The sequence below is a fragment of the Pontiella agarivorans genome (assembly GCF_034531395.1).
GTDB lineage: Bacteria > Verrucomicrobiota > Kiritimatiellia > Kiritimatiellales > Pontiellaceae > Pontiella > Pontiella agarivorans.
Genome location: NZ_JARVCO010000007.1, coordinates 43,283 through 68,262, shown reverse-complemented (window position 1 = coordinate 68,262; position 24,980 = coordinate 43,283). Strand labels below are relative to the sequence as shown.

The following is a 24,980-nucleotide window of genomic DNA, read 5'->3' as shown; positions in this document are numbered from 1 at the left end:
TGCAAACCGATTATTTGCGATTTCTCGTAAATTACCGATACATTTCACCGAAGTTAGGCACTTATATTTAACAAACAAGCCGCGAAGTGTAGTCCTCGACCCATAGGTCATCAAGCCCGCTCTCGCTTTTTTCGCTATTTATATATCGATTCAATAACAGCGTTTCCCGAAGCCCGGAACTGACCACCCACTTCCACCCGATACGGCCGGATTTATTGGAGCAGATTGTAAGGGGTTCATAGAAAAACTGGAACTTTGTTTTTCAGCTTTCTACCAACAGTTTTCTCCCAACCGGGAAAACCCAGAGCCAATGACTGAGCCCGGCTGCTCACGGCCACGTTCCGGGCTCGGCCGGTGGCACAACCGGCGCACCGCATTCGGCTTCCATTTTGTGATGAACACCGGCAGCTCAATGGCAATATCAGCAGATCATTTTCAACTCCAGAGGATCGGCGCCATACTCACTCAGCCAGATTCACGGGGCCGAATCCCCAGCATCACCCCGGATCCACTTTGATTTCAGACCGCTTCTCCGGAACACAAAGCGCCCCGTAATAATCTCCGTAAATTCATAAAAAAGATCAGTTGAATTTCCAAGGATTGGAACTTTTCCGCTCGCGTTTTTACCAAACCTTGGAAATGCTCCTGCCCCATGAAAAGAAGACTGCCAGCCGAATGGGAACCGCAGGACGCCGTCCTGCTGATTTGGCCTCAGAAAAATATGGACTGGGCCTACTGCCTCGACGACGCACGCGCCACCTTTTCCATTATCCGGAAAACCATCGAACGCTTCCAGCCCGTCATCATCGTCGAAGATCTGGAAACGAACGACACCTGGAGCCGCGACATCGCCCCCATCACCATCGAAGAAAACGAAAAACCCGTCCTGCTCGATTTCACCTTCAACGGCTGGGGCGGCAAATTTCCCCACGATCTGGACAACGCCCTTTCCAAACGCCTCCACAAACGCGGTACCTTTGGAAAAACGGAAATACGGGAAATCGACCTCATACTCGAAGGCGGCAGCATCGAATCCGACGGCCAGGGCACCCTGCTCACCACCGCAGCCTGCCTGCTCAATAAAAACCGGAATTCCAATCTCTCCAAAAAACAGATCGAGGAAAAACTGACCGACCTCTTCGGCCCCTCCAACATCCTATGGCTCGAAAACGGCCACCTCGCCGGCGACGACACCGACGCCCACATCGACACCCTCGCCCGCCTCGCACCAAACAAAACCATCCTCTATGTGTCGTGTAACGATCCCGCCGACGAGCACTACGAAATTTTCCAATCATTGGAAAAAGAGATCCGGCAATTTCAGGATTACCGCCTTCTTCCCCTCCCCTGGCCCAAACCGAAATTCGACGACGGCCGACGCCTGCCCGCCACCTACGCCAACTACCTCGTCATCAACGGCGCCGTCCTCGTCCCCACCTACAACGATCCCGCCGACGCCCTCGCCCTCGAAACCATCGGAAAAGCCTTCCCCGACCGCGAAATCATCGGCATCGACTGCTCCGTGCTCATCCGCCAGGGCGGCTCCCTCCACTGCTCCACCATGCAGTTCCCCAAAGGCGTAATGCCCTGAGCTCAACGGGATATTTGCACAACGTTTATCCTGCTACCGAAAAACGGCAGACGAAGCTTCCAACGGCGATCCCTATAAGCGCGCCGGCAGCTGGATCAGTAACCCAGCTCTGAGTTCAATACCGTGATTACAATGTGTGATCACGCGGTCTGAACCAGCAACAAAGTTCCTTTTGTTTCGTGTACTTCGTGTATTTCGTGGTTAAAAAGACCGCCATGAGCACATTGATCACAGGTTTGGTACAGCAGTCATGCACTGCGGACCGCGCGGCAAATATAGAGAAGAGTATCGCCGGAATCCGGCGCTGCGCGGAGCGGGGTGCAAAATTGGTGGTTTTGCAGGAGCTGCATAATTCGCTCTATTTCTGCGATGTGGAGGATCCGGCAAATTTTGATCTGGCGGAAACAATTCCCGGCCCGTCGACGGAAACCTTCGGGGCGTTGGCAAAAGAACTGGGTGTCGTCATCGTCACGTCCCTTTTTGAAAAGCGCGCGCCGGGGCTGTATCACAATACCGCCGTGGTATTGGAAGCCGACGGATCGATTGCGGGCAAATACCGCAAAATGCATATTCCCGATGATCCGGGCTATTATGAAAAATTTTATTTCACGCCGGGCGATCTCGGTTTCCAACCCTTGGAAACGTCGGTCGGAAAGCTGGGCGTTTTGGTCTGCTGGGATCAGTGGTATCCGGAGGCGGCGCGGCTGATGGCCATGGCGGGGGCGGAGGTACTGATTTATCCCACGGCGATCGGCTGGGATCCGGCTGATGATTCCGAAGAGCAGGCGCGCCAGCGCGAGGCGTGGATCACGATTCAGCGGTCACACGCGGTAGCCAACGGCATTCCGGTGCTGAGCGTCAATCGGGTTGGCACCGAACCCGGCGGCGCGGTGTTCTGGGGTTCGAGCTTTGCCGCGGGCTGTCAGGGCGAACTGCTGGCGCAGGCCGGAATCGATGAGGAAAAGGAACTGATTGTGAAGCTGGATAAAACCCGTTCGGAAACGGTCCGGCGTATGTGGCCTTTTTTCCGCGACCGCCGCATCGACGCCTACGGAGACTTAACCAAACGCTTTATCGACTGATTCACCACAGAGGCATGGAGTATCACCGAGGAAAAACCTCTGCGCACTCCGTGACCTCCAGCGAAGCGAGTGGTTAAAAATGAGAATTAAAATGAGAGGATAAGCATGAAAACACTGAAACCGCTTTTTAATAAAAACCGCGAATGGGCGGAAAAAATCGAAAAGGAACAGCCCGGATTTTTTGAAGAACTTTCCAAAATGCAGGCCCCGGATATTCTCTGGATCGGCTGTGCGGACAGCCGGGTGCCGGCCAATGAAATCATTGATCTGCCGCCGGGCGAGGTTTTTGTACACCGCAACATTGCCAATGTCGTGGTGCATACGGATCTCAACTGCCTCTCGGTCATTCAATATGCTGTGGAAGTGCTGAAGGTGAAACACATCATTGTCTGCGGACACTATGGCTGCGGCGGCGTGGCGGCATCGCTGGAAGATGCCGACCACGGCCTGATCGACAACTGGCTGCGGCACATTCGCGATGTCTACCGGTTTAATGCCGCGGAACTCGATGCCATCGAAGATCCTCATGCCCGCAAAGAGCGTCTGTGCGAACTCAATGTTGTGGAGCAGGTCGGCAATGTCTGCAGCACCACCATCGTGCAGAATGCCTGGAAATCCGGGCAGCAACTGCATGTTCATGGCTGGATCTACCGCCTCGAAGACGGTCTGCTCCGTGATATGGATGTCACCGCCACCGGACTGGATGGTTAGTTAATAAAAGCGCGGCGCACCCTTCGTGTCCGCATTTTCCATGAATCTCTTTGCCGATATAGAACCTGCCCTGATGATGGGCATCACGGTTTCCAGACAGTGGAAAAACGGCATTGAGCTGTGTGCCCCGCTGGAAAACAACCGGAATGACAAAGGAACCGGATTTGCCGGTTCCATTTCATCCATCCTCACGCTCGCCGGCTGGGCATTAATGACCCGGGCGCTTCACGAAGCCGGCATTCAGGCGGAGGTCATGGTCGTGAAATCCGAAACCGAATTTACCGCTCCGGTCACCGGGGATTTCATGGCTGCCTGCGAAACCACCGATGCCGAAACGGCGCGCGTTTTCCAGGAATTGGAAACCCGCGGCCGCAGCCGCATTCGACTCGATGCTGAAATTCCCGGCTGTGCCCGTATGACGGCATCCTATGCCGTAATCGCTATTTGATCACCTTGCGGGTCTGCTGAACGAGGGCTTTCCAGAGTTCTTCCTCATTTTCAGCGTTGAGCAGCAGCTCGCGGGCTGTTTTATCGCGGAAGGTCTGGGAAAGTCCGGCGAGCAGTTTGAGGTAAAACGCGCTGGTGGCCGTCGGAATCACCATAAAGAAAAAGAGCCGCGTCAGCGTCCGGCCGGGGCCGCCGAAATGAATTCCTTTTTTGTGAATGCCCAGCGCCATGGTCAGGCCGCCGCCTTCAACTCCGCGGACATGCGGAAAAGCCATGCCGCCGTCAATGGCGGTGCTGATGATGTCTTCGCGCTGCATCGCCATATACAACAGCTGGCGACCGTCCTCCACAAAGCCTTCGGACTGCATCCGTTCACAGATTTCGCCAAGCACTTCCTCGGACGTATTTCCGGTCAGCGGGGTAATCATCAGCGGCTGTGTAGAAAACCGGGCAATACCGATTTTTCGTTTTTCACCATAGACCCGGCTGGCGTGTTCCCGGGCCACCACTTCGGACGGCACGTAAAGATAGCGGGTGCAGTTCGGACAGCGGTGAATTTCTTCGGCATGATGGACCTCATTGGCCTGGCTGATGCTGAGCTTCATACCGCACCCCGTACAGTGCCCGTCAATCAGCGGCACCACTGCTTCCGGATGCTTTTTGAGCAGATCGTTGATATGGCTCTTTGTGCGTTGCGGAATGTTTTCGCTGAGCAATGCAATATTCTGGTCAAGTACGTCGAGCGGTGCTTTGGGCATCGCAACTTTTTTCTGGATGCGGGCAACAACAAGTTCCTGCAACTGAATCAGCTGATTAATGAGTTTACGATTAGACATGTTTCTTTCCTTTCTGATTTAGCTCCCGTGCACGCTCAAGAGCGGCATCAATGGAGGAGCAGAAATTTTCCGGACCGAGTTCGTCGAGAAAACCGGACTGCTTAAAGGTTCTGTACGGCTGGGCGGCAACACCGGAAAAGACCAGCGCGGTTTTCTTTTTGCGGCATTGCGCATGCAGCTGCCGCAGATTATGCAGACCGGTGGCATCAATGGCCGGAACGTGGCGAATGCGAAGCACCAGCACCGGCGTGTCTTTACGCCGTTTGCCCAGTACATTCCAGAAGGTGTCGGCCATCCCGAAGAAAAACGGACCTTCCACTTCGTATACCTCCACCCCGGCAGGCACTTCCCGCAGCGCAAAGGCCTTCGGATCTTCGGCGGCATCCACATCGCCGCTGACGGCGTCGGTGATGACACTCACGTTGGCAATTTCGGACATCCGTCGGATGAAGAGCAGTGCCGAAAGCACAATACCGACTTCAACCGCAACCGTCAGATCGATCAGCACCGTGAGCAGGAAGGTGAGCAGCAGGACCAGCCGATCACTCCGCGGACCTTTCAGAATGGCAATAAAATTCTGCTTTTCGCTCATATTCCATGCCACCACAACAAGAATACCCGCCAGCGTTGACAGCGGAACCATTTTGGCAAACGGGGCAAACAGCAGCAGAATCAGCGCGAGCACCACCGCATGAATAATACCGGCCAATGGGCTCTGGGCACCGCTTTTCACGTTGGCCGCAGTACGCGCAATGGCGCCGGTTGCAGGAATTCCGCCGAAAAACGCCGAGCCGAGATTGGCCAGTCCCTGCGCAATCAGCTCCGTATTCGGGCGGTGCTTCCCGCCGATCATACCGTCAGCCACGGTGGCGGACAGCAGCGATTCAATGGCACCGAGCATCGCCACGGTGAAGGCCGGGGCAATCAGGTCTTTGAGCTGAGCCAGTTCCAGCCGGGGAATATTGCCCGGCATGGGCAGCATGCGCGGCAGTTCGCCGAAACGGCTGCCGATGGTTTCAACATCAAGGTGCAGTAGCGCCGCAGCGGCGGTCGTTGCCAGCATGGCGATCAGCATGGCAGGGGTTCGGGGGGCCCACCGCCGCGACGCATAAATGATTAAAATCGTGCCTATACCCAGCACCGCAGCCGCCGGCGTGCAGGTATGCATAGCCTGAAAATAAACCGTCCATTTCGGAATAAATTCCGCGGGAACGGTCTCGATGTGCAGACCGAACAGATCTTTGATCTGTGTGGAAAAAATGACCAGTGCAATCCCGCTGGTAAATCCGGTCGTGACGGGAAACGGAATAAAACGAATCAGACCGCCGAGACGGAACAGACCGAAGAGGATCAGAAGCAGACCGGCGAGCAGCATGCACCAGACGAGCCCGCTGTAACCGAATTCGGCAACAATCCCCGCAACAATCACCACGAATGCGCCCGTCGGCCCGCCGATCTGAACCCGGCTTCCACCAAACAGAGAAATCAGAAAACCGGCAACAATGGCGGTGAAAAGGCCGCGCTCCGGCGGCAGACCGCTGGCAATGGCAAACGCCATCGCCAGCGGGAGAGCAATCACCCCGACCGTAATTCCGGCTGTAATATCCGCAGCGACCGAAGACCGGGTACTGCGTTTAAGGAGGGTAAAAAACTTGGGGCGAAACATGGGACAATCCTTTTTTTAATTCATGAAGTAACGGAGATAAATATATGCACTGCCAACGAGAAGACTGATCAGCATGAAGGGGAAGCCATATTTCGTGAAGGAACCGAAAGTGACTTTGCAGCCGTTCCGGTTGGCCACCTGGGCAATCACAACATTGGCCGAAGCCCCTACCAGCGTGCCGTTCCCGCCGAAACAGGCACCGAGTGCAAGCGACCAGAGCAGCGGCTCGGCAATCTGGGCATGAATGAGTGCCTCATCGCTGATTCCCATCTGCTGCGCAAAAACGGGGATGATGCCTTTCACCAACGGAATCATGGCCATCACCAGCGGAATGTTATCGACGATGGCCGATGCAATGGCGCTGAACCAGAGAATGGTGAGCGCAGTGGCCATCAGATTGCCATTACAGATATGCAGAATAAATTCACCCATCGCTTCGAATACATGAGCATGCTCCAGGGCGGCAATCATCATAAAGAGACCGGAAAAGAAGAGAATGGTGTTCCACTCCACGTGCACCAGCGAATGGTGAATATCTTTTCCGCAGACCAGCACCATCAGCATGGCCCCGGCCAGCGCGATGATTCCCGGTTCAATATCGAGGGCGCGCCCGCCGAAAAATCCTGCGAGGATCAACCCGAAAATCAGAAGCGATTTTTTCAATACCACCGGTTGCAGAATCGCCTTTTCCGGGCGGGACTGTTCAATCCGTTTACGGGTCTGCTCCGTGGTGCGGGTATTTTTACGGAACAGCAGTGCCAGCAGACCGAGCAGCAGAATCATACTGATGATAACCGGCGGACTGAGGTTGATGAGAAAATCGTTGAACGACAGATGCGTTTGCGACCCGATCAGAATATTGGGCGGATCACCGACCAGAGTGGCCGTTCCGCCGATATTGGAAAACACAGCCTCCATGATCAGAATCGGTGCGGCGGGAATTTCCAGCAACTGACAGAGCAGAATGGTGATCGGCGCCATTAGAATGACCGTCGTCACATTATCCAGAAATGCGGAAAGTACGGCCGTCAGCACCATGAAAAAGATGACAATCACCAGACCGTTCCCCTTGGCGGCCCGGGCCAGCTGGATGGCCAGCCATTCAAACACACCGGTATCGGTGAGTGTGTTGACGACGACCATCATGCCGATCAGCAGAAACAGTACATTCAGGTCGATCGCATGCAGGGCTTCTTCATAACCGACCAGATGAAAGCCGATCATGATGCCCGCCCCGATCAGGGCGGCAATGGTTTTATCGATCAGTTCGGTGGCAATGAAAAAGTAGACCACCAGGAATACAAGGATTGGAATGAGCATAAGTTTCTCCTTAGTGGTTAATCACGTTGTCGAGTACGAGGCCTTTATCGATCGTACCCACCCAGCGGTTTTCTTCATCCACTACATAGAGTTTGGGATAGGATTTAATGGCGAGGTCGAAAACAATTTCCATGATGGTGTAGTCCATCGGAACAATTCGTGCCGTGGGCTCCATGACATCTGCGGCGAGCACCCCTTCTTCATCTTCAAAATATTTTTCGAATGGATCAAACTCGGCAATGAAAGAGACACTCTTGAGCTGGCCGAAAAACTCGGGCAGTCCGTATTTAAAGAGACGTTCCACCGTAATCTCACCCTGAATTTTACGGCGCTGATCCACCACGGCAACCGCATGCAGATTGTTGATGCTCATGAAATGGGAACAGATGGATACCGGATCGGACTCCTTCACACAGAACTGCGGCGGCCGCATGATGTCCCGGGCCAGAATGGGTTTGTCGATCCGCAGATTATGTGTATTGAAAATGGCGCGCAATGCAGCGGGGTCGGTTGCATCCAGCACACTCTGCCGGATCGACGGATCCGTCAGCAGTCGGGATAACTGGGCCATGATTTTGAGCGAAATCGACGGCTCGGCAAGCGGCACAAGAATCAGACAGATGATATGAACCGGTGCATTTTCAAACAGGACGGGTTCCCGAAAGGTGGCCACAGCAAAAAGCGGCTTCTTCAGGTTTTCCAGCCGGGCATGCGGAAAGGCAATGCCTTCGCCGAGCGCAGTGGTCTGACGGTTTTCGCGGGCGAGAACCGCCTTCAGAACAGACTCGGGAGTGAGGCCGTCGTTGACCTCGTAGAATCCGTTACTGCATAGACGGCTGAGTATGCGTTCAAATACATCGTCGCGCGAGGCGGGTTCAAGCGCCGGCAGCCACGATTCCTCGATGCGGGTATAGTTCATTATATTCATAGAGTACCTCTTCTAAAGTGTCGCTTCGGCTTTGGCCTGAAGATAATGCGAAAGGATATTCTTTGCCTCAAGGGTTCCCACCAGACGACGTTCATCATCCACCACGGCAATTTCCCGGATATGGTTAAGCTGCATCAGATCGAGCACCTCTTTCAGGGGAGAGGAGGTTTTAACGGAAACCGGATGTTCCGCGAGATCATGGCCGTGAAAAAAGTTCAGCACATAACTGACGGCTGGCAGCAGATCGGCGGCTTCGCTTTTACTGCGCGAAAGTTCCAGCATTTTTACAGCAATCTGTTTGGCCTGTATGACGCCGACCAGCCGGCCGGAAGCATTTTCAAGATAAACCTTACTGCGGTCGGAAGTGCAGAGTGCCGAAGCCAGTTCTTCAAGCGAAACGTCGCTGTCTGCCCGCAGGCAGGTGCTGTTGATCAGGTAAGCGATATCCCTGACGGTGGTGTTTTCAAGATCGGTATTCATGAGATTCCTTTAGATTTAATTCGTGCGGCATGGAGAGCGGGTTCCCATCGCAAAGATGGTTTTCCAGCCCTTGGAACCCGCCGGGTTCCCGGGCATCTCGCAGCAAAAAATCAGATCCGCAGGGGCATGCGCCAGCCATCGGCCAGCGGAGACCCGGCGAAAGAGGGCATGAAAAAGAGACGGGTTCCGGAGCCCGAACTATCGCATTCGGGAATAAGCCTTTTACGCGAAACACTGTAGAAGAACACATGGGCCTCGTCGCTCGGATGCTCCTTGACCAGCGCCATGCCGTCCGTCGGACACAGCTCTCCCTTCAATTCGATACAGGTTTGACGGTCCTGTTCCCGCAACGGCTCTGCCACAAAGGCGGCCAGCAGATTCAGCATCAGCGGAATCAGCAGCGCAAAGAGTATGGTGCGGTTTCTGAACATAATGTGTTTTATCCCGTGACCGTCCGGCGTTTGACCAGTTCGGCATTCACACTGCGGCGCGCGGCACGGATATCGAGGACCCCGAGAAGTTTCCCCGAGGCCTGGCTTTCAATAACCGGAAGCGACTCCACCTGATTATTGCCCATCTCTTTCAGCGCTTCAGCCAGGTTCATGGTCGAGAGCAGTTTATGCCGCGCCGGCTGCATCACATCGCCCACCAGCAGCCACTGCCAGGTATCGCGTTCATTCAACAGTTCTTTGAGATTTTCAAATGTCAGCACTCCGATAATTTTCCCGTCATTGGAAACCACCGGATAGACAAAAGTATCCTGATCGGCAAAATGCTGAACCACGGTTTCAAGCGGGGTACCCTCGTACAGGGGAACGATATTCTTATCAACCACATCGTCCACAATCATCTCTGCCATCACATCTTCTTCTGTGACATTACAGCCGATTTCACCGGCTTTTTTGACCGCCATCCGGGCAAACACCGGTCCGATCAGCTGCACACACAGCGTCGTGGCCGTTACGGTGAAAATGATCATATCCCCCAGATTCAGCCCTTCCAGAATTTCAATGTGCTGCAGATTGTTGCTGGCGACAATCGAAAGCCCGACGGCCACCCCGCCCTGCGCAAAAATGGCCATCCCGAGATAATTCTGAACCGGCTTTTCGGCCTTCGAAATACGACCGCCCCAAAAAGCCCCGATCCATTTCCCGAGGCTGCGCATCGCCACATAGGCCGCCACCAGTCCCCATACCCAGACCGGCATGTTGTCCAGCGAAAGACGTGCTCCGACGAGCACAAAGAAGATGATATAAATCGGTGTCGAGAAGGAGCGTACGGTTTCAAACAGTTTTTTGGAACGGTTCGGCGCTTTGTTGATCAGAACAATGCCGACCGCCATGGTGGCCAGAATCAGGTCCATGTGGAAAGCCACGGCCAAACCGATGCAGACCAGCAGCAGCCCGATGGAAATCCCGAGCCGTTTTTCGCTCTGCGGCAGATAACTCAACACATAATCGAGCACAAACCCGCAGATAACCCCCAGCAGAATTGCGCCGCCCAGTTCAACAAATGTGTGCAGCAGCGTGGCCCAGATCGAATGGCCGCTGCCCTGCACCAGAATGGTCGCAATCGAGGTGCCGAGCCCGTAAAGCGTCATCGCCAGCGCATCATCAAGCGCAACAATCGCAATAATCGCCGTCGTCAATACCCCTGCCGAACGGTATTCCCAGAGCACGTCAATGGTCGAAGCCGGATCGGTGGCTGAAGCGATCGCCCCGAAAACAATCCCGGCAGCCAGCGCCGTCACCCAGTTGTGACAGACAAAATAAAGAATCAACGTGGAAACAATGCCCACCAGTAAAAAGGCCGCAACGCCCTCCCCGATCAGAATCGCCGTAAACTGTTTCCCGTATTTTTTGAAAATTCCGGCGCTCAACTCCCCGCCGACCAGAAAACCGATCAGCCCGAGCGCAAAATTATTAAACGGAGAAAGTGCCTGTATATCGCTTGGATGCAGCAATCCGAATCCCGTGTCGCCAATGAGCACGCCGACCACAATATAGCCGACCACCTGCGGTACTTTCAGTTTCTGAAAAATGAACGCACCGATCACTCCCCCGGCCACACAGATCCCGAGAATCGCAAGAACACCTAATTCGATATCGGGCATACGGTTACTCGCCGAACAGCTGAGAGTGAATAAATGCGGGATCGTCGGCTTCAATGATCGCCTTGCGAACGGCGGCATCTTTCAACCGGTTGCTGACCCCCGAAAGCGTCCGGATATATTTTGCATGCTGGTCGGAACGAGCCGCAAGCATGCAGACAATCTGTACCGGCTGGTTATCGAGCGAGGAATACCCGCTGATCGGTTTTTTGGAAACCGCCACTGCCATCACCAGATCGGAGACCGAATCAATACGCACATGCGGCACCCCGACCCCGAAACCGATGCCCGTGCTCATCAACTCCTCGCGGGCAAAAATCCCTTTCAGCAGTTCATCGCGATTATGTACAAACGGCGTTTCCGCCAATAGATCAACCAGATTCCGCAGGACGGTGTCCTTATCGCACTCATCGAGAATCAGAATCCGTTCTGCCGTCAGCGTCGCACTGCTGGTCATCCCTTTTTTCTTCGATGGCGTCTGCTGCGAAATCCGGGAATTCACCCAGTTTTCCACGTCACTGCGCTTAAAGCGCCAGGTGGTTCCCAGCTTACCGCCGGGCAGATCCCCTTTCTGCGCCCAGTCATAGACCGTTCGCTCAGAAACGCGCAGATATTCAGCGACTTCCTCAATTGTCATAATTTCGTGCATATTCGACATCCTTCGGTTGAATATGCGAAAAACTACAACAAACCGCATTATACGCAAGCCATAATTTCCAGGAATTGGAAAAACCCAAAAAAAGCCGCCCCTACCCATTTAAGGCAGAGACGGCAACCCAGAAGTATCCGCACCTAACCGACAGGCACGGCAACCCATATCTTTCCTTCTGAAATATTCCTGGATGTTAAATCTGTGAATCAGTGATCACACGCATTGCTTCCGGGCACCAGTTCGCCCCCCAGCCAGGCTTCCGCAACCGCCCGGGGCTCTCCGGATGGCGCCCCCACGATGGTTTCAATATTATTCTGGGCAAAAAGCTGCTGCGCACGCGAGCCCATGCCCCCGGCGATAATCGCCGTAGCCCCCTGCTCGGCCAGCCAGGCCGGCAAAACCCCGGGCTCATGCGGCGGCGGAACCAATTCAGAGCTGGCCGTAATCGTCTTTTTCTCCGGATCAACATCCAGCAGGGTGAACACTTCGCAGTGGCCGAAGTGCATACACAGTTTTCCTTCTGCAGTAGGTATCGCAATTTTCATAATAATGTCCCTTTATAGTTATAATTCATTTTTTCCCGAAAGCTCCTTAACCCGGCCGCTTTCCACCTTGTCCTCGGTACAGTGCTGCCCGAGCTTCAAAAGAGGTTCGATGATATCATTAAGCAGCCGCGCGGTTTCGGAAGCGGCATGACTCTGAATAAAAGGCCGGCCCGAATCGCACGCCCTGCCAACCGCCGGATCAATCGGAAGTTTTCCAAGAAACGGCACCCCGAAATCCGCCGCCATAGATTCGCCGCCGCCGGAAAGAAAAATATCCAGCACTTCACCGCATTTCGGGCAGGTGAAACCGCTCATATTCTCTACAATACCCAGCACCGGCATAGACAGTTTTTCACAGAACCGCAGCGATTTCCTCACATCCACTGCAGCCACCTGCTGGGGCGTCGTCACAATCACCGCACCGGACGGCTCCTCAATCAGTTGACAGATCGATAACGGCTCATCCCCGGTTCCCGGCGGACAGTCGACAATCAGATAATCCAGTTCACCCCATTCAACATCGCCGAGAAACTGCCGGATAACCCCCATTTTCATAGGGCCGCGCCAAATAAACGGATTATCGGCATCTTCGCACAGAAAACCCACCGACATCACGTTCAAGCTTCCGACACAAACCGGTTGAATCGATTCATTGGTCCCCGTCAGCAGAACCGGGCCGATCCCGAGCATCGTCGGAACACTGGGACCGTGAATATCAACATCCAGCAAACCGACACGCCGACCGGCTTCCGCCAGCGCAACCGCCAGATTTACCGCCACGGTACTTTTCCCGACACCGCCTTTGCCGGACAACACGCAGATTTTATGCTTCACCTGCGCCATACGGTCATTGATTTTCCGGCGTTCCTCTTCCGGATTATGCGGAGGTTTCGCAGCGCATTCACTCATCGTTCGTTCTCCACCTCATGTTAAAACCGGCGAAACCGGATATAATTTCCGCATCGAGATGATCCCGGAAATAGTTCACCGCCGTTGCTCCGGTACAGTGACACGGAACCATAAAGGCCGGCGCAAATTTCTGCAGAGCCTCTACTGTCGCGGCCAGCCGCTCTTCCGACGCACTTTTAAGGTGAAGCCCGCCAATCACACCGAGAATCCGTTTTCCACCGGTCGTATTTCTTATGTGGTCGAGCGTGTTAATCAAACCGGAATGGCAACATCCGCACACCACCAGCAATCCATCGGGAGTCTCAATCCACATCGCCATATCATCCCTGATCGGATCCGGCCGCTGCCCTTCCCGATCACAGAAAAAAGGCCCGCCCGTATCCTCCAGTGCATGAGAACGCGGAATTGGTCCGGTCAATCCGACACCCGCCGCAATCTCCATCGGCTCCCGAACCCAGTGCAGGTGCGAATCGGGTAGATTTGCCACCAACAGCCGCTGTTCCGAAGGCATGGAAATTTCTTTCGGATCCCGGTCCGGATAAATGCTGAAACGCTCACTGAAAATTTTCGGATGGCCATACACCTGAATCTCAGGATTTTCGCCAAGCACCACATCAACCGCGCCTGTATGGTCATAATGACCATGACTCAGCACAAAAATATCCGCATCCGCCAGCTCGAACCCGCATGCCGCCGCATTCTGCTCCAGTGCGTGACCCTGCCCTGTATCCATCAGAATTTTTCTGCCGCCCGCGTCAATCAGCACCGAAAAGCCATGCTCAGCAACCAGCCCCTCTGCCGCGATATTATCGACCAGAATCTGCAGTCCCCGGAATGCACCGCCTGATTTCCCGTTCCAGGAAAAAGATTCGCCTTGGAGCGTACCCGTTGGAGGTTTACGAAGCGACATGGCAACACTCCTCAGCGAAAAGCTGTTTTTGAATGGCTCCCCAGATTCCACGCACCGCCCGGGCGGCAGCGCCATCGGAACTCTCGACCAGCGCCCGGGCATTAACCTGGGCAGCCGTCACAGCAGCATCATAGGGAACCCGGCCGACCGGCACCGCGTTCATTGATTCCGCCAGTGCCTCAATCTGTGAAGTCATTTCTTTGTTAATATCCCACTTGTTCACACAAACCATGGCCGGAATCCGGAAATGGGAAACCAGCTGAAGTACCCGCTTAAGATCGTGCTCGCCCGAAAGCGTCGGCTCGGTAACCACCAGCACCGCATCGGCACCGGTTATCGACGCAATCACCGGACAGCCAATCCCCGGAGAACCGTCCACCAGAATCAGACCGGCATTCTCCCGTTCCGCCAGCTTTCCGGCTTCGGTCCGCAGCAGACTCACCAGCTTCCCCGAATTTTCCGCACCGGGATGCATCCGTGCGTGCACCATCGAACCGTGACGCGTTTTCGAACGATGCCAGATCCCGCATTCCTGTTCCGGAAAATCGATCGCTTTTTCCGGACAGAATTCAACGCAGGCCCCGCAGCCTTCGCACGCCATGGCATCCACCCTGAAATCGGTAATCGCATCAAAACGGCAAACCGCCATGCACAGACCGCACTGAGTACAGTCCCCGGTCCGGATTTCGGCCACATGTCCACTCACAAAAGTTTCCGAGGTCTGGATCTCCGGCTGCAGTACCAAGTGCAGGTCGGCCGCATCGACATCGCAGTCCACCAGCACCGGATGGTCGGCCAGAGCCGCAAACGAGGCCGTAATGCTGGTTTTCCCCGTTCCCCCTTTCCCACTGATGATCACCAGTTCTTTCATATCATCGCCTTCAGTTGTTCGGGAATTTGCGCCAGCCGCTCATTGAGCTCCGGCATCACGGTATTGATCGGTTCACCGCGGGAATAGGCCTCGGCAGCTCGCCGATCCTCCGGAATCTGGATCAGCAGCGGAATCCCTTCGGCTTCACAATAGGCCTGGATCGGATTTTTTTCCTCCGTCATCCGGTTGACAGCCACACCGAAAGGAACCCCGAGATCCCGGATCGTTTCCACCGCCAGCTTCAGATCGTGCAATCCGAACGGCGTCGGTTCCGTAACCAGTAACGCTGCATCACACGCTTTTACCGCTGTAACGTACGGACAGGATGTCCCCGGCGGGCAATCCACAATCGTCAGCGATTCTGCATCCGCCTGCTCCAGCGTCCGGCGGATCAGCGGCGGCGACATCGCCTGTCCCACATCCAAACGACCGGAAACAAACCTGACATGATCCCGACGGCCCGTTTCAATCTGCCCGATCGGCTGATCGACTTCATGAAGCGCCCCAGTGGGGCAGATTCTCACGCAGGCCCCGCAGCTGTGGCAGAGCTCGTTAAATACTAAGGTCTTTCCGTTCACAGTCACGATGGCATTGAACTGACACACCCGTGCGCATTCGCCGCAACCGGTACATTTTGTTTCATCAACAGCAGGTACAGGTCTAAAAACCTGTTCCTGATGTTCTATTTCCGGACGGATAAAAAAATGACTGTTAGGCTCTTCCACATCGCAGTCGAGCAACGTCACCTTCTCCTGCGCGGCAAATGCCATAGCGCAGGAGAGGGTCGTTTTACCTGTTCCGCCTTTTCCAGATGCCACGGCAATTTTCATTACACCCAGTGACCTTCCACGTTTGCCTCATCAGCCGGATGCAGTTGGCCTTGACGCAACTGATCAATGGCTTCCGATATAGCCGTGCTTCCACAGGTGTAAACCTTGATCCCGGCGGCATCCAGTACCGCAAACGCTTTGGGACCGCAGTTTCCCGTGATCACCGCATCCACCTGCTCCTCACAGACACAGGCGGCAGACTGAATGCCCGCCCCCTGTGCCGCATTGAGGTTCTGTTTATTTTCCTTCAGCGAAAACGTTCCTGTTTCCATATGATATATCAGGAACCGCGGCGCGCGCCCGAAACGGGTGTCCACGGGCGCGCTGAGGTCTTCGCCGGATGTGCTTATGGCGATTTTCATTGACCGGCACCATTCCGGCCATTGCCTTTCATCCCCATTCCGCGGCCTCCGCCACAGCGGTTTCCACGGCGCATACCGCGACCAAGACCTGCTCCGCCCTGTCCACGGTTTGCGCTGCCGTTACCGGCACAGTTTCCTGCGCCCCGGCCAGTCATTGGGCCCTCACCCTGAGGACCTGTTCCATTTCTATTCGGCATCTTGTGCCTCCTTTGCGTTTGGTTGTTTACATGCACCCCGCTGCCGGCGTCGCTGCCGTTTTCCGCAGCAGGTTTTTTCCCGAACCACAACCGCCCCGCCTTCCATCCGGATCGCCTTCCCGTTCACCAGAGCATCGGCAATTTTCCCCCGCGCCGAAGTCAGAATCCGACCGACCGTCTGTCGGGAAACCTTCATCTGCTCCGCCACCTGCTCCTGATACAACCCTTCGTGATCCGCCAAACGCACCGCCTCAATTTCGTCGAACGAAAGAACGACTTCCTCAATGCTGTGCATCGGCACCCCCGTCGGCTTGAACCAGGTCAGATCGGGCATGTGCTTGATTTCACGGATGTTTTCAGGTCTCGGCATATAAGATCTCCTTGGCCATGATATGAGCATATGCTCATTATTAGGTCAAATAAAAATACGGGCAATTCCTCACGGGTTTTAAACAAAGATCCTGAAAATCAGGTGCCTGCCCCCGGCATTTACCGTCTGAAGAGTTTCGGTTTCCATCCCTTGACGGGACCGGATTTGAAACTTTCCACCGCTTCATGAATCGTCTCCGCAGCCAGATCCGCACAGTGAAAATGATCCGGCGGAATCGGGTCGCATTTTTTCAACACATCCGCACCGCTCAGCGATTCCGCCTCTCCGACCGTCATCCCCTCCGACATACAGATTGCCGTAGAACAGCAATGCTTCGAATAACCGCATCCATCTGTAAGAAAAGAGCTTTTACGAATTTTTCCACCGTCAATCCGCAGCCACACCTCCACCGTATCGCCGCACTCTCCGTGAACTTTAGCATGACCGTTTGCATCCCGCATCGGTCCGAAACGCTTTGCACGCTCCTCGAGCTGCTTAATGATATCATCGTACATACGACACTCCTAAGAAACTGAAGTGCTGAACTAAAAACCCGTACACATGAACAGGTCAATATAAATACGGGTTATTTTGAGCGGGTATTAAAAATTCCTAATGAAAAAACAGTGCTTATTTCATACATTGCAATGTATGAAGTGCTTACTGATCAACTAATCATCGGCATCATAAATATTTCATACATTGCAATGTATGAAATTACAGCCCCACAGTACTACTGGACCACGGCAATTAAGCCGGAGCAATTTCCAGCCCCAGCGATTCAATCATAATCCGGTCAGCCTCGTACTGAGCACCGGCAACAGTCAGATAATTTCCCGTCATCAAACCGTTTGCACCGGCAGCGAAGAGGTCCGACTGGCGGCCTCCGAGAATATGCGCCCGTCCCCCGCAGATCCGCAGCGTGACATTCGGCAGCAGAAAACGGTAAATGGCGATGATTTTCAATGCCTCCTCCGCGGACATCGGTTCCCGGTCTTTCATCGGCGTTCCGGGATGAGCATAGAGAAAATTGATCGGAACAGAATCGACGCCAAGTTCACGCAAAGCAAGGGCCAGATCAATCCGGTCTTCCCAGCTTTCGCCCATGCCGAACAGTCCCCCGCTGCAGACCTTCAGTCCGGCGGCCTGAGCCGCTTTGACGGTTTCCAAACGCTGCTTCCAGTCCTGCGTCGTGCAGATTTCGGAATAATAATTTTCAGACGTTTCCAGATTATGATGAAACCGCGTCACGCCCGACGCTTTAAGCATCGCCAAATCTTCCGGCGTCAGACGGCCCAGCGATCCGCAAACCGGGGCCTCGGCCCCGCCGCCGATCTTTTTCACCACGTCCGAAAACGCACGCAACTCCCCCGTCGACAACTTTCCGCCGCTGGTCACCACACCGCATTTCCGATTTCCGTCCTTAAGATCCTCACGTATCCCGGCCTCCAGGGTCTGGGAATCCATAAACGGATAAACATCAATCTCGGTCGAGTTATGCGCACTCTGGGAACAAAACCGGCAGTCCATATCACACTTGCCGCTCTTGGCATTGATAATCGAACAAAGCTCAATTTTATTCCCGAAAAACGCCTCACGAATTTCCGTGGCCGCCGCCAGCAGCTCCGCCTCATCCCAATCAACAAGCCGCAACGCCTCTTCGGCCGAACAGCCCGTTCCGGTCATGCACGTTTCTTTAAGTTCGTTGATCATCCTTACTCCGAATAAAGCCGCAGACTTAAGCATGAAACCCTTACAGAACGAAGGGAGATTGCGTCCGAATTAGGAAAGTTCCAATGGCTGAAAGAATGTTCTGGGCATTGCGAAGGCCGGATTTTATCTTATTCGTTTTCCAACCGTTGGAGGCCAATTTCCGTGAGTAGTGTACCGTTTGCCCATCTTCATTTTCACACCTGCTACAGTCTGCTCGACAGCACGGCGAAGGTAAAACCGTCGGTTCAGGCGGCGGCGGATATGGGGATGCAGTATCTGGCGATGACAGACCATGCGGTGCTTTACGGGGCGGTGGAATTCTATAAGGCGTGTTACGGCGCGGGCATTAAACCGATTATCGGCTGCGACATGTATGTGGCGCGCCACGGGATCGGCCACCGTGAAACGATGCGCGACAATATGAGCCTGGTGCTGCTGGCGGAGACGCAGGAGGGCTATGCCAACCTGGTGAAGCTGGTTTCGATCGCCCACCTTGAGGGCATGTATTACAAACCGCGTATCGACAAAGAGCTGCTGAAAAAATACAGCAAGGGGCTGATTGCTTTGTCGGGCGATATGCGCGGCGAGGTGGCGGAGGCCTGCCGGAATGATGATGTGAAGGCGGCGATTGAGCTGGCGCTGGAATATTCCGACATCATGGGCAAAGGCAATTTTTTCCTGGAACTCTTTGATCATGGGCTGGATGAGGAGAAAACCATCCGCGAAAACCTGCTGCGGGTGGCCGAGGCGACCGGTCTGCCGATTGTGGCAACCAACGATGTCCATTATATTCGGCAGGAGCATGCCGACGCGCACGACGTTTTGACCTGCCTGCAGCGCGGCTATCTGGTGGCCGACCCGAACCGTTACCGGTATCACGGTGATCAATATTATATGAAAAGCGGCGAAGAGATGGCCGAACTTTTCAACGATCATCCGGAAGCGATTTCCAATAGCATCGAAATCGCACAGCGCTGCAATGTGGAGTTTTTCTTCCCCGAAAAGGCGGAAGATCTTCACTTCCCGTTCTTTCCCCTGCCCGAAGGGTTTACATCCGACTACGATTATCTGGTGCATTTGGGCAAGGAAGGATTGCGCAAACTGTACGGGATCGAGGATCTGGACCATCCGAAGAACGACTACGAAAAGACGATTAATGAGCGCTTCTATTACGAAGTGAGCGTGATCAAAAAGACCAACTACATCAACTACTTCCTCGTGGTGGCGGACTTCATTCAGTGGGCGCGGGCCCAGGGTATTCCGGTCGGGCCGGGCCGTGGATCGGGTGCGGGATCGCTGCTGGCCTATTCGCTGGCAATTACCACGATCGAGCCGTTGAAGTATAACCTGATTTTTGAACGGTTCCTGAATCCGGACCGGGTATCCCCGCCTGACTTCGATATCGATTTCTGCCCGACGAAACGGCAGGACGTCATTCAGTATGTGCGCGAAAAATATGGCGAAGAGTGCTGCGGCCAGATCATCACCTTCGGAACGCTCGGCGCAAAAACGCTGATGCGCGACCTCGGCCGCGTGCTGGAAATTCCCCTGCCCTACTGCGACCGCCTGGCCAAAATGATCCCGGATACGCCGGGCACCACCATGGAAAAGGCGCTGGCGGAAAGTCCGGAATTCAAGCAGGCCACCAGCACGGAACCCGATGCCCTGCGCATCATGAAATATGCCAAACTGCTCGAAGGGCTCCCGCGTCACACGGGCATGCACGCCGCCGGCGTGGTGATCGGCGAAAAACCGCTGATTGAAATTATTCCGCTCACGAAAGAGGCGAAGGAAGGCCTCACCGTGGTGCAGTTCGAAAAAGGGCCCACCGAAGAAATCGGCCTGTTGAAAATGGACTTCCTCGGGCTGAAAAACCTGACGATTATTTATGAAGCCTGCGACCTGATCAAACGCAACCACGGCGTCGAAATCGACCCCGAAAAACTCGACATCAAAGATGCCAAAGCCTTTGAGCTGCTGGCGCGGGGCGACACCGTCGGTGTATTCCAGCTGGAATCGGGCGGTATGCGCGACACGCTGCGGCAGGTGGCGCCGGACTGCATTGAGGACATCATCGCCATTCTGGCCCTTTACCGTCCGGGGCCGATGCAGTTTATCCCGACCTATATCAAGCGGAAACACGGCCAGGAAACCGTCGAATACGACCACCCGATTCTTGAACCGATTCTCGAAGAAACCAACGGCATCATCGTCTATCAGGAACAGATTCAGCAGGCCGCCCAGAAGCTGGCCGGATTCTCGCTGGGTCAGGGGGATATTCTGCGCCGCGCCATGGGAAAGAAAAAGCCGGAGGTGATGGCCGAGCAGCGCGGAAAATTTGTTGAGGGCTGCAAAGAAACCAACGGTATCGACGAAAAACTCGCGAATAAGATTTTTGACAACATCACGGAATTCGCGAAATACGGTTTCAACAAATCGCACTCCACCGCCTATGGTTTTGTGACCTATCAGACTGCCTGGCTGAAGGCCCATTATCCGGCGGAATTCATGGCGGCGCTGCTTTCCGGTGAAATGGGCAACTCCGATAAACTGACCCAGTTTATCGGCGAAGCCAAGGAAATGGGCATCGATGTCCTGCCACCGAGCGTGAACGAAAGTATCGGGCATTTTAATGCGGTACAGGACGGCGGGGGGATCCGTTTCGGCCTCGCCGCGATCAAAGGCGTCGGCGAAGGCGTTGTGGAAGAAATCGTGAAAGAGCGCGATCAAAACGGCCCGTTTCTCGGCCTGATGGATTTCTGCGCCCGCATCACCAGCGCCAACAAAAAGGTGATCGAAAGTCTGATCCGCTCCGGTGCATTCGACTTCAGCAGTGCGCACCGCGCTCAACTGTTCAACGGCATCGATATCGCCATCGGCCGCGCCGCCGAAGCACTGAAGGATAAAGCGTCCGGGCAGGTATCGATGTTTGATATGATGGCCGGCAGCGAAGCCGAAGAGAGCAGCGCGGGTTCCGACGACGAATTGCCGGAAGTCAAACCCTGGAGCGAATCCGATATGCTCGCCGCCGAAAAAGAGCTGATCGGCTTCTTTATTTCCGGCCACCCGCTGGCCCGCTTTGAATGGGTGATCAATAAATTTGCCCTGAAAAAGGTGGCGGAAGTCGGCAAACTGCTTCCCGGAACACGGACGCGCTGCGGCGGAATGGTGACGGAAATGCGCAAGCTCTTCACCAAAAAAGACCAAAAGCCCATGGCGGTTTTCAGAATTGAAGGGCTCGAAGGCTCAATCAATGCGATCATTTTTCCGGGACCGTACGAGCAATATGGACACCTGCTTACGGAAGACGCCACCCTGATGTTCGGCGGAACCATGCTGGACGAAGAAGGCGGTGACCCGAAACTGCAGATTATGGAAATCTTTCCGCTCGATTCCGCGGCATCGACCTTCTGCGACCGGGTGAGCATCCACCTGCCGGAAATCGGCGTGAATGAGCAGGTGATTGGTGAGCTGAAAAGCACCATTCAGCAGTTCCGCGGCCCCATCCCTCTTCACATCTGTATTGAATTTGCCGAAGGACAGAAGATTTTCCTCAACACCGATCACGACTACAAGGTGCGGCCCTGCGATAAACTGGTGCATGGAATCGAGCAGGTCATCGGGGAAGGAACGGTCTTTGTTGCAGCTAAATCAGACGCATTGAAAAACCCGCCGAAACCCCGGAAATGGGAGCGGAAAAAAACTTAACCGGAGGAGCAGGAACAAGGCCGGTAGGCAATTGTGAACCGCTGACACTTCACTTATGCCCAGTGCCTATTGACCGAATCCCTGTCCCGGAAAAAGGAGAGCAACATGTTCATCGTTCATGTCTTCATCCACGTAAAACCCGACTGTGTGGACGCTTTCAAAACGGCCACGCTGGAAAATGTAAGGAACTCCATTCATGAGCCGGGGATTGCCCGGTTTGACTTCCTGCAGGATGCCGACCCCAACCGTTTCGTCCTGGTGGAGGTTTACCGTACGCCGGAAGACGCCGGCCGACACAAGGAAACCGCCCACTATGCACGCTGGCGCGACACTGTGGCCGACATGATGGCGAAACCGCGCTCCAGTGTAAAATACACCAACATCGCTCCGGGTGAAGAGGGCTGGGATGCCGAACGGCTGTAGCTGACCGATACGGCGAAACTCTGGCATCCATTTTGCTGTAAATGATGCACATGAAAGGTGCGAAGTACAGCATGCTGCAGATGCCGGTTCTGGCGTTTTTTTCAAAACGTCTTTATCGCGATATCGGCATGAACCGGAAAGGAACCTATTTGCTTTACCTCTTCGTGCTGCTGGCCGTCTGCGCCGTTCCGCTGTCCATCCATTTCCGCGAGCATCTTTCCCAAACCCTGGGAACCGATGAAGCCGTCGTCCTCAATCAGCTTCCCCCGATCGAAATCCGCAACGGCACCGCGACTGTTAACGCGGAAATGCCCTGTTATATCAACAATGCCGCCGGCCAGACCGTGGCGATCATTGATACGACAGGCAGCATGAATTATATCGACAGCCCCACCGTTCAGCTGATGCTCACTGAAACCAGGCTTATTTTACGCGGCGGCCTGAAAATCGACCTCAACCTCGTGGACGGGCTTAACGTCAATCAGCACAAAATCAAACGATGGATGGATGCCTTTCATGCCGCCCCCGCCCTGTTCACGTTTGGCATCAGCCTTGTTTTCACCTGGACCCTCGGAATCGTATATATGCTTATTGGCATCCTGAGCGACCGGGTTGGTTCAAAGTTCACGCACAGCATGTTGAACGTTAAAGATATCGGGCGTGTTGCGGCGGTGGCATTGACTCCGGCTGTTCTCGGTTTTACCGTCAGTTCGGCACTGAACCTTCCGGTGCCGTGCTATGTCCACCCCGCCGTCGCGCTCGGTTATCTGCTGTTCGGGCTCAGCGCCTGTTCTCCCCGCAAATCAAATGGCGGGGAAAACTGCATCGATCTCAAGGCCGCACTCAAACCGGACCTGCTGATGCCCTGCGACAAAGCAGCATAAAAAAATCCAGCCATCGGAAGATTCCAACGCCTGGATTTTTCCACCCTTTGGAAACGACTATTTTTCCAGTTTTTTCAGTCCGCCCATGTAGGGCTGAATCGCTTCCGGCAGATCAATGGAGCCATCTTCGTTCTGATAGTTTTCCATGATGGCAATCACGAGACGCGGCAGAGCAACACCGGAACCGTTGAGTGTGTGCACAAACTGCGGCTTTCCGTTTTCATCGCGGAAACGGATATTGGCGCGGCGCGCCTGATAATCCTTAAAGTTGGAGCAGGAGGAAACTTCCAGCCACTTATCCTGTGCCGGTGCCCAGAGCTCGATGTCGTAACATTTTGCGGCGCTGAACCCGATATCGGCCGTGCAGAGCTCAATCACCCGGTAATGCAGGCCGAGTTTCTGCAGCACGCGTTCGGCATCGGCCGTCAGTTTTTCATGTTCTTCTTCTGACGTTTCCGGCGTGGTAAATTTGACCATTTCCACTTTATCGAACTGATGCACCCGCAGCAGGCCGCGGGTGTCTTTACCGGCGGAACCGGCTTCGCGGCGGAAGCACGGGGTGTAGGCGGTGTGGCAGATCGGCAGTTCCCGGTCGAGAATTTCCTGGGCGTACATGTTGGTTACCGGAACTTCGGCGGTCGGGATCGGATAGAGCCCGTCCAGCGGCACCGAATACATATCTTCTGCAAATTTCGGCAACTGGCCGGTACCGGTCATGGTCTCCGCATTGCACATGAACGGCGGAGCCACTTCGGTATAACCGTGTTCTTCAGTATGCAGATCCAGCATGAACTGAATCAGTGCGCGTTCGAGTTTCGCGCCTTTTCCGGTGAACAGCGGGAAACCGGAACCGGAAAGTTTGGCCCCGCGTTCCAGATCAAAAAGCCCCAGCTCAGCGCCAAGATCCCAGTGCGCTTTCGGCTCAAAGCCCAGCTCCACCTTTTCGCCCCACGTGCGGATCACCGGATTGTCATCTTCGGATTCGCCGATCGGCGTGGTGTCGGACGGCATATTGGGAATGTAGAGCAGGCCCTCTTTCAGCTTCGCTTCAACGTCGCGCAGCTCTTCGTCAAAAGCGGAAATTTTATCGCCCATTTCACGGACCTGGGTTTTGACCGCTTCGGGATCTTTTCCTTCTTTAATCATCAGCCCGATGCTTTTGGAAATTTTGTTGCGTTCGGCTTTCAGCGTTTCAACCTCGCCCACAATTTCCCGGCGGCGGGCATCCAGCGTCAGCACGGCATCGACATCCACATCGGCCTTGCGGTTTTTCATGGCGGCCTTCACGGCATCGGCATTTTCACGAATAAATCGAATATCCAGCATTTTACATCCCCGGTTTGGTTGAAAAGAGCCGTATTATTCGCTTAATCCCCGTGGGTTTGGAATGAAAAAGGCGGGGAAATTTCCCCGCCTCGCACATCGTCTCTCCGGC

The 24,980-nt window shown here is 54.6% G+C and carries 26 protein-coding genes; 7 read left to right on the top strand and 19 right to left on the bottom strand.

Translation table 11 applies throughout. From position 1 onward, the window contains the following. Window positions 1-652 precede the first annotated feature (652 nt). The 4 genes from P9H32_RS05205 to P9H32_RS05190 all read left to right on the top strand — a co-directional run bounded on the left by P9H32_RS05205 (window position 653) and on the right by P9H32_RS05190 (window position 3,832). On the top strand, window positions 653-1,591 hold the full coding sequence (locus P9H32_RS05205) for an agmatine deiminase family protein (protein ID WP_322607820.1): 939 nt from the start codon (window positions 653-655) through the stop codon (window positions 1,589-1,591). Window positions 1,592-1,806: 215 nt separating this feature from the next. After that, on the top strand, window positions 1,807-2,673 hold the full coding sequence (locus P9H32_RS05200; RefSeq protein WP_322607819.1) for a carbon-nitrogen hydrolase: 867 nt from the start codon (window positions 1,807-1,809) through the stop codon (window positions 2,671-2,673). 105 nt (window positions 2,674-2,778) lie between these two features. After that, the gene (gene can / locus P9H32_RS05195) at window positions 2,779-3,384 is read left to right on the top strand and encodes a carbonate dehydratase (protein ID WP_322607818.1); all 606 of its coding nucleotides are present in this window, start codon (window positions 2,779-2,781) and stop codon (window positions 3,382-3,384) included. Window positions 3,385-3,424: 40 nt separating this feature from the next. Continuing rightward, window positions 3,425-3,832, top strand: coding sequence for a YiiD C-terminal domain-containing protein (locus P9H32_RS05190; RefSeq protein WP_322607817.1), 408 nt, complete (start codon window positions 3,425-3,427; stop codon window positions 3,830-3,832). On the opposite strand, the gene P9H32_RS05185 is transcribed toward P9H32_RS05190, so the two are convergent. The 18 genes from P9H32_RS05185 to bioB all read right to left on the bottom strand — a co-directional run bounded on the left by P9H32_RS05185 (window position 3,825) and on the right by bioB (window position 18,530). Next, a complete protein-coding gene (locus P9H32_RS05185) occupies window positions 3,825-4,667 on the bottom strand; it encodes a PTS sugar transporter subunit IIA (RefSeq protein ID WP_322607816.1) in 843 nt (280 codons plus the stop codon). The genes P9H32_RS05190 and P9H32_RS05185 overlap by 8 nt on opposite strands. Next, the gene (locus P9H32_RS05180) at window positions 4,660-6,333 is read right to left on the bottom strand and encodes a SulP family inorganic anion transporter (protein ID WP_322607815.1); all 1,674 of its coding nucleotides are present in this window, start codon (window positions 6,331-6,333) and stop codon (window positions 4,660-4,662) included. The genes P9H32_RS05185 and P9H32_RS05180 overlap by 8 nt, the downstream gene beginning before the upstream one ends. A gap of 15 nt (window positions 6,334-6,348) precedes the next feature. Further along, window positions 6,349-7,653, bottom strand: a complete 1,305-nt coding sequence (locus P9H32_RS05175) for an ArsB/NhaD family transporter (RefSeq protein WP_322607814.1) — start codon at window positions 7,651-7,653, stop codon at window positions 6,349-6,351. A gap of 10 nt (window positions 7,654-7,663) precedes the next feature. Then, complete coding sequence (locus P9H32_RS05170) at window positions 7,664-8,581, bottom strand: PTS sugar transporter subunit IIA (protein WP_322607813.1); 918 nt, start codon at window positions 8,579-8,581, stop codon at window positions 7,664-7,666. 12 nt (window positions 8,582-8,593) lie between these two features. Beyond that, window positions 8,594-9,061 (bottom strand): CBS domain-containing protein, encoded by a 468-nt coding sequence (locus tag P9H32_RS05165; RefSeq protein ID WP_322607812.1) that lies wholly within the window; start codon window positions 9,059-9,061, stop codon window positions 8,594-8,596. Window positions 9,062-9,171: 110 nt separating this feature from the next. Beyond that, the gene (locus P9H32_RS05160; protein ID WP_322607811.1) at window positions 9,172-9,492 is read right to left on the bottom strand and encodes a hypothetical protein; all 321 of its coding nucleotides are present in this window, start codon (window positions 9,490-9,492) and stop codon (window positions 9,172-9,174) included. An 8-nt stretch (window positions 9,493-9,500) separates the two neighbouring features. Then, a complete protein-coding gene (locus P9H32_RS05155; RefSeq protein WP_322607810.1) occupies window positions 9,501-11,174 on the bottom strand; it encodes a cation:proton antiporter domain-containing protein in 1,674 nt (557 codons plus the stop codon). Between the two features lie 4 nt (window positions 11,175-11,178). Beyond that, a complete protein-coding gene (locus P9H32_RS05150) occupies window positions 11,179-11,820 on the bottom strand; it encodes a PTS sugar transporter subunit IIA (protein WP_322607809.1) in 642 nt (213 codons plus the stop codon). 209 nt (window positions 11,821-12,029) lie between these two features. Further along, window positions 12,030-12,368, bottom strand: a complete 339-nt coding sequence (locus P9H32_RS05145; protein WP_322607808.1) for a NifB/NifX family molybdenum-iron cluster-binding protein — start codon at window positions 12,366-12,368, stop codon at window positions 12,030-12,032. Between the two features lie 18 nt (window positions 12,369-12,386). After that, window positions 12,387-13,277: an Mrp/NBP35 family ATP-binding protein gene (locus tag P9H32_RS05140; RefSeq protein WP_322607807.1), complete on the bottom strand. Its 891-nt coding sequence runs from the start codon at window positions 13,275-13,277 to the stop codon at window positions 12,387-12,389. Then, a complete protein-coding gene (locus P9H32_RS05135) occupies window positions 13,270-14,187 on the bottom strand; it encodes an MBL fold metallo-hydrolase (protein ID WP_322607806.1) in 918 nt (305 codons plus the stop codon). The genes P9H32_RS05140 and P9H32_RS05135 overlap by 8 nt, the downstream gene beginning before the upstream one ends. Beyond that, window positions 14,174-15,058 carry an ATP-binding protein gene (locus tag P9H32_RS05130; RefSeq protein ID WP_322607805.1) on the bottom strand — a complete coding sequence of 295 codons (885 nt, stop codon included), beginning with the start codon at window positions 15,056-15,058 and terminating at the stop codon, window positions 14,174-14,176. The genes P9H32_RS05135 and P9H32_RS05130 overlap by 14 nt, the downstream gene beginning before the upstream one ends. After that, window positions 15,055-15,888, bottom strand: coding sequence for an ATP-binding protein (locus P9H32_RS05125; protein WP_322607804.1), 834 nt, complete (start codon window positions 15,886-15,888; stop codon window positions 15,055-15,057). Before P9H32_RS05125 ends, P9H32_RS05130 begins: the two co-directional genes overlap by 4 nt. Further along, window positions 15,888-16,250 carry a NifB/NifX family molybdenum-iron cluster-binding protein gene (locus P9H32_RS05120; protein ID WP_322607803.1) on the bottom strand — a complete coding sequence of 121 codons (363 nt, stop codon included), beginning with the start codon at window positions 16,248-16,250 and terminating at the stop codon, window positions 15,888-15,890. The genes P9H32_RS05125 and P9H32_RS05120 overlap by 1 nt, the downstream gene beginning before the upstream one ends. After that, window positions 16,247-16,405 carry a hypothetical protein gene (locus P9H32_RS18095; RefSeq protein ID WP_348534463.1) on the bottom strand — a complete coding sequence of 53 codons (159 nt, stop codon included), beginning with the start codon at window positions 16,403-16,405 and terminating at the stop codon, window positions 16,247-16,249. Before P9H32_RS18095 ends, P9H32_RS05120 begins: the two co-directional genes overlap by 4 nt. A 31-nt stretch (window positions 16,406-16,436) precedes the next feature. Then, window positions 16,437-16,817: a DUF134 domain-containing protein gene (locus tag P9H32_RS05115; protein WP_322607802.1), complete on the bottom strand. Its 381-nt coding sequence runs from the start codon at window positions 16,815-16,817 to the stop codon at window positions 16,437-16,439. A 119-nt stretch (window positions 16,818-16,936) separates the two neighbouring features. Then, window positions 16,937-17,332, bottom strand: a complete 396-nt coding sequence (locus tag P9H32_RS05110; protein ID WP_322607801.1) for an iron-sulfur cluster assembly scaffold protein — start codon at window positions 17,330-17,332, stop codon at window positions 16,937-16,939. Window positions 17,333-17,567: 235 nt separating this feature from the next. Further along, on the bottom strand, window positions 17,568-18,530 hold the full coding sequence (bioB, locus tag P9H32_RS05105) for a biotin synthase BioB (RefSeq protein WP_322607800.1): 963 nt from the start codon (window positions 18,528-18,530) through the stop codon (window positions 17,568-17,570). A gap of 162 nt (window positions 18,531-18,692) precedes the next feature. On the opposite strand from bioB, the gene dnaE reads away from it, so the two are divergent. The 3 genes from dnaE to P9H32_RS05090 all read left to right on the top strand — a co-directional run bounded on the left by dnaE (window position 18,693) and on the right by P9H32_RS05090 (window position 23,545). Next, window positions 18,693-22,238 (top strand): DNA polymerase III subunit alpha, encoded by a 3,546-nt coding sequence (gene dnaE / locus P9H32_RS05100; RefSeq protein WP_322607799.1) that lies wholly within the window; start codon window positions 18,693-18,695, stop codon window positions 22,236-22,238. A gap of 105 nt (window positions 22,239-22,343) precedes the next feature. Then, window positions 22,344-22,661 (top strand): putative quinol monooxygenase, encoded by a 318-nt coding sequence (locus tag P9H32_RS05095; RefSeq protein ID WP_322607798.1) that lies wholly within the window; start codon window positions 22,344-22,346, stop codon window positions 22,659-22,661. A gap of 50 nt (window positions 22,662-22,711) precedes the next feature. Continuing rightward, window positions 22,712-23,545: a DUF1189 family protein gene (locus P9H32_RS05090; protein WP_322607797.1), complete on the top strand. Its 834-nt coding sequence runs from the start codon at window positions 22,712-22,714 to the stop codon at window positions 23,543-23,545. A gap of 57 nt (window positions 23,546-23,602) precedes the next feature. Here the strand turns inward: P9H32_RS05090 and serS are convergent, their stop codons facing one another. Beyond that, window positions 23,603-24,871: a serine--tRNA ligase gene (gene serS / locus P9H32_RS05085; protein WP_322607796.1), complete on the bottom strand. Its 1,269-nt coding sequence runs from the start codon at window positions 24,869-24,871 to the stop codon at window positions 23,603-23,605. Between the last annotated feature and the right edge of the window lie 109 nt (window positions 24,872-24,980).

Excerpts from the sequence above, each read along its gene's own strand:
- P9H32_RS05125 (WP_322607804.1), bottom strand. The coding sequence starts at position 15,888 with ATGAAAATTGCCGTGGCATCTGGAAAAGGCGGAACAGGTAAAACGACC.
- P9H32_RS05135 (WP_322607806.1), bottom strand. The coding sequence starts at position 14,187 with ATGTCGCTTCGTAAACCTCCAACGGGTACGCTCCAAGGCGAATCTTTT.
- P9H32_RS05095 (WP_322607798.1), top strand. The coding sequence starts at position 22,344 with ATGTTCATCGTTCATGTCTTCATCCACGTAAAACCCGACTGTGTGGAC.
- serS (WP_322607796.1), bottom strand. The coding sequence starts at position 24,871 with ATGCTGGATATTCGATTTATTCGTGAAAATGCCGATGCCGTGAAGGCC.
- P9H32_RS05115 (WP_322607802.1), bottom strand. The coding sequence starts at position 16,817 with ATGCCGAGACCTGAAAACATCCGTGAAATCAAGCACATGCCCGATCTG.
- P9H32_RS05090 (WP_322607797.1), top strand. The coding sequence starts at position 22,712 with ATGAAAGGTGCGAAGTACAGCATGCTGCAGATGCCGGTTCTGGCGTTT.
- P9H32_RS05160 (WP_322607811.1), bottom strand. The coding sequence starts at position 9,492 with ATGTTCAGAAACCGCACCATACTCTTTGCGCTGCTGATTCCGCTGATG.
- P9H32_RS05205 (WP_322607820.1), top strand. The coding sequence starts at position 653 with ATGAAAAGAAGACTGCCAGCCGAATGGGAACCGCAGGACGCCGTCCTG.
- P9H32_RS05150 (WP_322607809.1), bottom strand. The coding sequence starts at position 11,820 with ATGCACGAAATTATGACAATTGAGGAAGTCGCTGAATATCTGCGCGTT.
- P9H32_RS05120 (WP_322607803.1), bottom strand. The coding sequence starts at position 16,250 with ATGAAAATCGCCATAAGCACATCCGGCGAAGACCTCAGCGCGCCCGTG.
- P9H32_RS05165 (WP_322607812.1), bottom strand. The coding sequence starts at position 9,061 with ATGAATACCGATCTTGAAAACACCACCGTCAGGGATATCGCTTACCTG.
- P9H32_RS05170 (WP_322607813.1), bottom strand. The coding sequence starts at position 8,581 with ATGAATATAATGAACTATACCCGCATCGAGGAATCGTGGCTGCCGGCG.
- can (WP_322607818.1), top strand. The coding sequence starts at position 2,779 with ATGAAAACACTGAAACCGCTTTTTAATAAAAACCGCGAATGGGCGGAA.
- P9H32_RS05185 (WP_322607816.1), bottom strand. The coding sequence starts at position 4,667 with ATGTCTAATCGTAAACTCATTAATCAGCTGATTCAGTTGCAGGAACTT.
- P9H32_RS05180 (WP_322607815.1), bottom strand. The coding sequence starts at position 6,333 with ATGTTTCGCCCCAAGTTTTTTACCCTCCTTAAACGCAGTACCCGGTCT.
- P9H32_RS05200 (WP_322607819.1), top strand. The coding sequence starts at position 1,807 with ATGAGCACATTGATCACAGGTTTGGTACAGCAGTCATGCACTGCGGAC.
- P9H32_RS18095 (WP_348534463.1), bottom strand. The coding sequence starts at position 16,405 with ATGACTGGCCGGGGCGCAGGAAACTGTGCCGGTAACGGCAGCGCAAAC.
- P9H32_RS05190 (WP_322607817.1), top strand. The coding sequence starts at position 3,425 with ATGAATCTCTTTGCCGATATAGAACCTGCCCTGATGATGGGCATCACG.
- P9H32_RS05155 (WP_322607810.1), bottom strand. The coding sequence starts at position 11,174 with ATGCCCGATATCGAATTAGGTGTTCTTGCGATTCTCGGGATCTGTGTG.
- P9H32_RS05110 (WP_322607801.1), bottom strand. The coding sequence starts at position 17,332 with ATGTACGATGATATCATTAAGCAGCTCGAGGAGCGTGCAAAGCGTTTC.
- P9H32_RS05140 (WP_322607807.1), bottom strand. The coding sequence starts at position 13,277 with ATGAGTGAATGCGCTGCGAAACCTCCGCATAATCCGGAAGAGGAACGC.
- P9H32_RS05130 (WP_322607805.1), bottom strand. The coding sequence starts at position 15,058 with ATGAAAGAACTGGTGATCATCAGTGGGAAAGGGGGAACGGGGAAAACC.
- bioB (WP_322607800.1), bottom strand. The coding sequence starts at position 18,530 with ATGATCAACGAACTTAAAGAAACGTGCATGACCGGAACGGGCTGTTCG.
- P9H32_RS05145 (WP_322607808.1), bottom strand. The coding sequence starts at position 12,368 with ATGAAAATTGCGATACCTACTGCAGAAGGAAAACTGTGTATGCACTTC.
- P9H32_RS05175 (WP_322607814.1), bottom strand. The coding sequence starts at position 7,653 with ATGCTCATTCCAATCCTTGTATTCCTGGTGGTCTACTTTTTCATTGCC.